The organism is Moorena sp. SIO4E2 (assembly GCF_010671945.1).
Taxonomy (GTDB): domain Bacteria; phylum Cyanobacteriota; class Cyanobacteriia; order Cyanobacteriales; family Coleofasciculaceae; genus Moorena; species Moorena producens.
The window spans coordinates 1-7,790 of sequence record NZ_JAAHIE010000360.1 but is presented as its reverse complement, the minus strand read 5'-3'; the positions used below and the strand labels follow the sequence as shown (position 1 = coordinate 7,790).

5 protein-coding genes and 2 pseudogenes are annotated in these 7,790 nt (G+C 42.9%); 4 read left to right on the top strand and 3 right to left on the bottom strand.

Annotated features, from left to right (window positions below; all coding sequences use genetic code 11):
* Positions 1 to 217 precede the first annotated feature (217 nt).
* The 4 genes from F6K37_RS27160 (at position 218) to F6K37_RS27145 (ending at position 3,578) form a co-directional block, all read left to right on the top strand.
* Entirely contained in the window at positions 218 to 823 is a 606-nt protein-coding gene (locus tag F6K37_RS27160) for an IS607 family transposase (protein WP_287253488.1), read from the top strand.
* Positions 783 to 1,460, top strand: a complete 678-nt coding sequence (locus F6K37_RS27155; RefSeq protein ID WP_287253486.1) for a hypothetical protein — start codon at positions 783 to 785, stop codon at positions 1,458 to 1,460. The genes F6K37_RS27160 and F6K37_RS27155 overlap by 41 nt, the downstream gene beginning before the upstream one ends.
* Positions 1,426 to 1,995, top strand: a complete 570-nt coding sequence (locus F6K37_RS27150) for an RNA-guided endonuclease InsQ/TnpB family protein (protein ID WP_287253485.1) — start codon at positions 1,426 to 1,428, stop codon at positions 1,993 to 1,995. Before F6K37_RS27155 ends, F6K37_RS27150 begins: the two co-directional genes overlap by 35 nt.
* A 245-nt stretch (positions 1,996 to 2,240) precedes the next feature.
* Positions 2,241 to 3,578, top strand: coding sequence for an RNA-guided endonuclease InsQ/TnpB family protein (locus F6K37_RS27145; RefSeq protein WP_287253483.1), 1,338 nt, complete (start codon positions 2,241 to 2,243; stop codon positions 3,576 to 3,578).
* A gap of 189 nt (positions 3,579 to 3,767) precedes the next feature.
* On the opposite strand, the pseudogene F6K37_RS27140 reads toward F6K37_RS27145, so the two are convergent.
* From F6K37_RS27140 to F6K37_RS27130, 3 genes and pseudogenes are all read right to left on the bottom strand, one after another.
* Positions 3,768 to 4,100 (bottom strand): annotated as a pseudogene (locus tag F6K37_RS27140) (zinc-binding dehydrogenase); the annotation flags it as partial.
* A gap of 385 nt (positions 4,101 to 4,485) precedes the next feature.
* Positions 4,486 to 5,097: pseudogene (locus F6K37_RS27135) on the bottom strand (alcohol dehydrogenase catalytic domain-containing protein); the annotation flags it as partial.
* Positions 5,098 to 5,539: 442 nt separating this feature from the next.
* Positions 5,540 to 6,439, bottom strand: coding sequence for an Npun_R2479 family HD domain-containing metalloprotein (locus F6K37_RS27130; RefSeq protein ID WP_287253481.1), 900 nt, complete (start codon positions 6,437 to 6,439; stop codon positions 5,540 to 5,542).
* Positions 6,440 to 7,790 lie beyond the last annotated feature (1,351 nt).

Sequence of the window (7,790 nt, the reverse complement as noted above, 5' to 3'; positions counted from 1 at the left end):
TGTGCGACCCGTGGCGAATTTAATTCGCCACGGGTCGCACCTTTAGATGCATAGCTGACTAACCATAAAGGCTCCACTCTCCTTAGGTTTCGTCTCCAGGGATGAATTTCCCCTCAAGTATTTAAGGGAGTTGAGTCCTGATCAATAAAACTCCTGACAAAGCGTAACATTAACCGACATCTTGCCTTAGACTTAAAGAGTAGCTCTTTGGAGAACGATGTCAGTCAACTATGTTCCACCAAGAGTCGCTGCTCAAAGACTTGGAGTTTCAACTCGAACTCTCGAAAGATGGCTCGAAGCAGGGACAATCAAAGGGATCAAGACGCCGGGAGGTCAAAGAAGATACGACTTGGATTCAGTTGTCTCTATTCGACCAGCCAAACCAAAAACAGACATCATCTTATATGCCAGAGTTTCAAGCCGCTCTCAAAAGAGTGACCTTGAACAACAAGTACGCTTTCTTAAGTCTCGTTACCCCGGTTGTGAAGTCATCTTTGACATCGGGTCAGGACTCAACTTCAAAAGAAAAGGACTACAATCCTTACTGGACAGAGTTCTCAGCAACACTTGCGAGCTTATTGTCGTTGCCCACAAAGATCGGCTTTGCCGCTTTGGGTTCGATCTTATCTCATGGCTGTGCGGCAAATTTGAGACAAAGATACTGGTTCTCGACGAAACGCACCTCAGCCCAGAACAGGAAATGGTCGAAGATCTCCTGGCAATCGTCCACGTCTTTAGTTGCCGACTCTATGGACTCAGGAAATACAAAAAACGAATCCTTGATGACAGCGAGTTACCGAGTTTATCCAGTAAAGGAACTTGAGAAGATCTGGAAGAAGTGGGTTGCAGCCTCTCGAAAGGTATACAACATATCGATTGATTATCTAAACAGAGAGCAAGGCTATGTTAAGACTACCAAGAAGGGAGGGAAGCACGGATTTAGGACTTTTTTAAAAAGTTCTGGATTAATTCCTCAATGGTGCATTGATCTAGGTATATCAAAACTTTTAGACAATGCGTCAATGGAAGCTTACACCGCCTGGAAGGAGACGAAAAAAGAGCCACAGTACATTGGTATTGGTAAAAAAAGAAAACTTAACCCTGACAGGGGAAGAAAACTAGCCAGGTTTAGGAGTATTCGCGATCAAACCGCTACTCTAAAGTTCGATCCTACAGCCTATAAAAATGGCCACTGGATGGTTTCGTCTACAAAACATCTACCATTACCAGAATTCAAGGGACACAACTATTGTGTACTGACTAAGGGATCTACTGAATTGACCTTCAACAAAGGTAGGTGGTTTGCTCACTTCCCTGTGCCTCTAAGGACTGAACCAACAATAACCGAGAAAATTATTGCCTTAGATCCGGGCGTCCGCACTTTCGTAACAGGATTTGATGGTTCGGATTTTTTAGAGTTCGGAAATGGTGATTTTAGCAAGTACGCCCACGCTTTGTAGTCATCTCGACCAAATAAAGTCAAAGCTTGACAAACTCAAAGGGAGGAAATTCAAGAGGCTACGTTACAAGCTTAGGAAAGCCATGGAACGCCAACGGACTAGAATAAAAAACCTGCGTTCTGAGATTCATAAACAAGTAGCGTCTTATCTAGCCAGAAACTACGACATTATTGTTATGCCTACTTTTGAGACTTCTCAGATGGTAGCTAAAAAGAGAAGGAAGTTAAGGAGTAAAACTGCTCGCGCGATGATGAGTTGGGCATTCTACCAATTCTCGCAGACTTTAGGGCATTTGTGTAACCGGTACGGTTCCAAGCTCGTGAGAATAACTGAGGAATACACCTCAAAGACCTGCACAAAATGCGGACACATCCATAGGAAACTTGGAGGATCCAAGAATTTTAAATGTCCCAAATGTGGGTATGAAATCCATAGAGATTTCAATGGAGCCGTGGGGATTTTCCTCAAGGCGATGTGGGATACCACCAAAACCTATCATGTCGGTGATGTTGTACTAGATGTCTTAAATGTCTAAGATGTCGCGGTTAAAAGTATCAGTAAGCCAGTCTTCCCCAAAGCTTCCAAATACTCAGATAGTGTTAGACCTGCCCTGTCTGCCATCTCTTTTAGGCCGTCCCAGGCAGCATCTGTAGTTCTAACGGTATGTGATTTTTTCGCTTCTCCGTGTATTGGAGGGCGTCCAGTTCTTTTTCCCATGTTCAAGACATCAGCATTCCTAAAAGCTATAATTAATATAGCATGGATAAATAGGTCGAAACAATGCAGTTCGGGTACAGGTACAAACTCAAGCCAAGCCGACAACAAAAAGCCACAATGAATAGGTGGTTGGATATGTTGCGATCGCAGTATAATTACTTACTTAGAGATAGAATTGAATCTTTTGATCAAGCTAAAGCTCCTAGGTTAGGCAATTACTGTGATCTAAAAAGTAAGAGTGAAGTGTGCCCGTTGACCTGTTCGGTTAGCAAATCTCACTCTGTTGGTTACCCATGGAAGAGTAATAAAAAGAACCCTAGAAGAACTGCTTACGAAGCTCAAAGTTCAAATTTGCCAATCCTTAAAAAGGAGAGACCTTGGTACAAGACTATTAACTCAACTGTTTTGCAACAGGCGCTAAGACAGTTGGATGTGGCTTTTTCTAAGTTCTTCAAAGGCGAATCTGGATATCCTAAGCCTAAGAGAAGATCTAGATTCAGAAGTTTTAAATATTCCCCTGGGCAGGTCAAGGTAGATGGGAATCGGATTTACTTGCCAGGTATCGGATGGATGGGTTTCTTTAATTCTCGTCCAATTCCCGAAGGGTTTAATGTTAAATCTGTCACTGTTCGGCGTAAAGCTCGTGGATGGTTCGTAAGTCTTCAGATTGAAGACAATTCAATTCCAGTCCCTCCATTAAAAGCCAGGGATGAGATTAATCCTGAGCGAGTTAAAGGTTGTGACTTGGGGATTAAAAAGCTAATCAGCATTTCCACTGGGAAAATGATAGCTAACCCGGCACGGACAAAGTCTTTTAAGCGTAGAGAAAGGCGTCTGAAGCTAAGACAAAGAGCTGCCAGCAGAAAAAAGAAAGGGTCTAAGAATAGAAGCAGGTCCTACTCCAAGGTGGCATCTCTCCATGAACGCATTACTAATAATCGTAATGCCTACCATTGGGAGACTGCCAATAAGTTAGTAGATGGTGCAGACGCTCTAATCTTTGAAGATTTAAACATCAGAGCGATGAAGTCTCGTTGCAAGCCTAAACCCAATGAAAATGGTGGGTACGATTCGGCAAAGCCGACGCTACGCGAACGCAATGGACAATCCGCAAAAAGAGGCTTAAATCGTTCAATATCTAATGCAGCTTGGGGAGAATTGGTCAATAAGATTGAGGCCGTGGCTGCAAAGTCAGGTATTCCAGTAATCAAAATAAATCCCAAGCATACGTCTCAAAGGTGTCCAAAATGTCACCACACGAGTAAAGAGAACAGAAAAAAAGAAAAATTCCTTTGCACTAACTGTGGTCATTACAACGACGCAGATGTAAATGGTGCAGTAAATATAAAAATTCGGGGTCTCAAAAAACTGGGAATTGACCCCACAAGACGCGCGCCTTAGAACAAGGCAGCCTTATTACAACAACCTAGAACCTTTTACCCATAACCCTTTAACTATAAAGGCTGCCTTGTTCTTACGGTAACTTCAAACTCAGCTACCTCCGGTGCGGGGGAAAGTTACGCCCATGGAGTTAACAGTGACTTAGTTGCTGTGCCTGGGAATCCCCATCCCTGAGGCGGGTGGGGAGGTTCAATGGATAATTAGTGCTACCTTACCTGTCATAGAACCGGCTTCGATAGCGTTGTGAGCAGCAGCAGCTTCTTTGAGGGGAAACCGTTGGCTGAGGTGAATTTTCAGTTTACCTTGATCAATCCAATTAGCACACTGCTGGAGAATCTCGGTTTGGTGCTGTTGAGCTGTAGTGAGCCCTTTCAAGGCTGGGGTGAGCATGAGTTCTAGACTGATGCGCAAATTATGCGATCGCGCTGTCTTCAAATTACCTTCGGCTGGGTCTGGTTGGAGGATAGTCACAATATCGCCATATACCCGCACTGCTTCACAGGTGTCATAAAAGGTTTTACCAAAAATTTTGGGTTTAAAGCCCCGTCCTTATAGGACGGCTTTCTTTTTAAGTTAAAACTTGACAGTTTTATCACTGCTTGTTATTATAAAATTATAAACAAAAAAAAATAGATAAATACTATCTAATGATAAGTAGACAACGTAAAAAATATGTATCAGATACATATTGCGTAATTTGGTCTAACGACTTAAACGTCTATGAAAAAAAATTAGATAAAAAAAGTATCTATCTATATAAAAAAAGGTACGGTGGGGCACACCGAAACCTAAATCTTTGATTTAAACGCTTAGGTCGAATTGCCCTCTACTTTTTCTGGTTCCGACCTGCTATACGCAAGACAGCTCGTTGAAGTAAGAATCCCCGTCCTTAAAGGACGGGGAGTGTCAAAAAGCTAGTTTGTTTGTAAAGGATAGGATAGTCAGCACCTAACTGACGCACTAATCTAGCTTTTTCTTGAGAACCGACAGTAGTACAAACCTCAGCACCTTTGAGCTTAGCTAGCTGAATAGCAACGTGACCAACACCACCAGCACCTGCCTGAATCAGCACCTTTTGTCCTGCTTGCAACCGTCCTCGGTCATACAATGATTCCCAGGCAGTGATCAGTACTAGAGGAGCAGCAGCGGCTTCAGGGAAGGAGAGGGATTTAGGCTTGTGGGCAACTAAGGACTGATCAACAACAGCTAGTTCGGCATAGTTACCCGTACCAGATAATCCTAATCCCCCAGCACAGAAATATACCTCATCACCGACCTGGAATTTATCGACACCAGCACCAACAGCTTCTACCACACCAGCACCATCGCAGCCTAGGATAGCTGGCATTTGGTCACGGTAAAAGGTACCTCTACGCCGCAGTTTGGTGTCAATGGGATTAACACCAGCAGCGTGAAGACGCACCAGGATTTCTGTGTCGTTTTTAATTGTGGGGTCTGGTACATCCTGAAGTTGCAGCACTTCAGGTGTACCAGCAGCGGTCATTAAAATGGCTTTCATTGGTCATTTGTTAATTGTTAATTGTTAATTGTCAATGGTTAATGGTCAATGGTCAATGATCAATTTTCAATTAACTTTGCACAAATAACTTTGAACAAAATCGCCATTTGATGATTTGCCTTGATGATGTCCGATACTTTTTAGCTACCAGAATCTACCAAAGGTAAACTCTAGCTCGCCAATGCAAGATGCTCTCGCATCCAGGGGGTATCTCCCAAAGCCCTCAGGAATATCCCGCGAGCGCCATAAAAATGTCAAAAAAGTTCGTTCCACCGGGATTACAGCGCAACTATTAAACCCTTGGTTTTCGGCTTTAATTTAAGTTACATAATAATCCCTGTCGGTGTTACCCTAATTTAATTCTAACAAATAATAAGAGTTTTTGGTAGACTCTGCAACATTTTCTCTAGCTGTTTACTAACCCTTTTAGATCCATGCCTAATCATGCTGTACATAGTTGTGCTGTCGTTTGACTATAGCGACAGGGATGGCTGAAGAGTGCTTTAGGCTGGGATTGGTGTTCTGCTCGAAAGACATTGGCATCGAGATTAGCCAGGATTTGTTTACCAGAAAGGCTTCGCTCTAGGTAGGGCAATGCGGGTTTGATATAAGGATAGACAACATTCCAGTAAAAGTTTGGGTAGTTCCGGCGTAAATCACCGGGATTACGATAGCCTAAAATCTGATTTTTCCCGATTTCTTCAAACTCGTAGAACAAGGCACTAATTTTTTGTAAGTAGCGGGGATCAGCCAGCTGACCAATCAAATCTGCTGCTCTGACTAAACCAGGATAGTTAACCGTGTCTTGATGATCCTGATCAGCAGGTACTGGGAAACGGGTTAATTCAATATTGTGCTTAATCTGCTCAGTATCAATCAGCAGGTGATTACCAAAGTGTTCATCAATAAACTGCTTACCCCGGTCTACATGGTAGGGAGTAAGGCTGGCATCAGTTGCACCTGTAGGGAGAGTAATCATGAAATTGTCTATTCCTGTGGCATACAATCCTTGGTCTGGTTGGTCTTGACGACAGATGCCTTTGATATAGCCAATGTCATGGCACAACAAAGAGATAATCACGTGCAACCAGTCTTCACAGGAGACGCTCCCTTCGCAGATGTGCTTACCCCACAAGATTTCCTGTCCAACTAGGGTGACTAGGAAGGTGTGTTCAATGTTGTGATAGAGAGCGTCACTATTAGCAATATTTTCCAGAGCCATGTGGGTAGCCCAAGTAATCAGCTCACAGTAGTCTGATTTAAGGCTGCCGTAAGTGCTGTGGAAACCTGTCTGTAGGTTTTTAACACAGGTATCAATGATTATCTCGGTAGGATTAAACATGATCGTAGACATATAGGGAACAGCGGATCTGGGAACAGATAATAGCGATGCAGCAAGAGAACAGGTGAGCTAGTGAGCCCAAAGGCGGATCCCACATGAGCAACTGACGTGGTTTACCCCATTCGCGACTGCATCAAGACGGGAAAAGGGAATAGGAAAAAAATCCTGTGTACCTCATAAGTATGGAAAACGCTATAGCTAAATCGATGGTAGATGGGTCTTGCATTTTTGATCTCCTAATTTCATAAAATTCTCTTTGAACCTCATATATTCATCAAACCCCACTTGCATATTGACTTACCGCCTGAGATGATCTGACTTATGACTGACTTGTGACTAACTTTTAGTGTGTCAATGGTATATCAGCAACTCCTCATTTAGATTTCAGCTGATCCCGACGGTCAAATCTGGGGGATTTCAGGTTAGGGGTTAGGGGTTAGGGGTTAGTTAATTGGTCTGGCATTGCTTAATTATGCAATGATTTTAAGAATTTTTTGGAATGAGCATCAGGCGTGGAACGGGCATCTTGCCCGTTTCATTTCCCAGGCAGGATGCCCACCCCACTCATATTAATTCGAAGATTCAGCAATGCCATTGGTCTGACTAACTACTAACGACGTTTTGTTTGGCAGCTTTCAATCCCTATATCTAGATAAACGCTAGATCAAAGTTCTCACCATTCGCCCTGAGGCACTTAGCTTTGTTAGGTCCGGCACAAGGGGCGAGGTATTAACCTTATGTTTGTCAAGTTTTCACCCACTTCGGATCAGGTATCTACCAAGCTGATAGCTGATAGCTAAAAGCTGATCGCTTTATCAACACAACCCATCAAGCTCCCAATTTTGGGCAATACAAGTGCAACAGGGAGTGATATGATATGACCAGTACTCAGTGCCATCAGACGCAGGGTTTTAGCTTGAGGGAAAAGGCAAGAGATTACTGAGACATCTATAACCTCGTATAGGTTTGATTGCCATTAATCAAACTATAGCCTGTGTTTAAGACATCAGGGTAATTTGTGGAAAAAGGCTCACAAGCCACGTCTAATCCATAATTTGTGTGAAAATCTTCACAAACTCATGGCTAGCTCAGCTTTTCGATAAGCTAGTTAGGATGGGTTTAAAATTAGCAGAAATACTATCTTTTTTTGGTGCATCTTGATAACCACCTAAACGCTATGTCTAGGGGAAAAAACCGATTATTCAAAATCTCTATCGGCAAGACTGAGATGTTCTTAGAAAAATTGAATCAACTAGATTTGACTGTAGCATTTGATCAGCTAACACCTCGTAAACGAGAGGTCTTGAAGAAAATGTTAGCGGGCCAAAGCGATCAAGCGATCGCTTTGGCA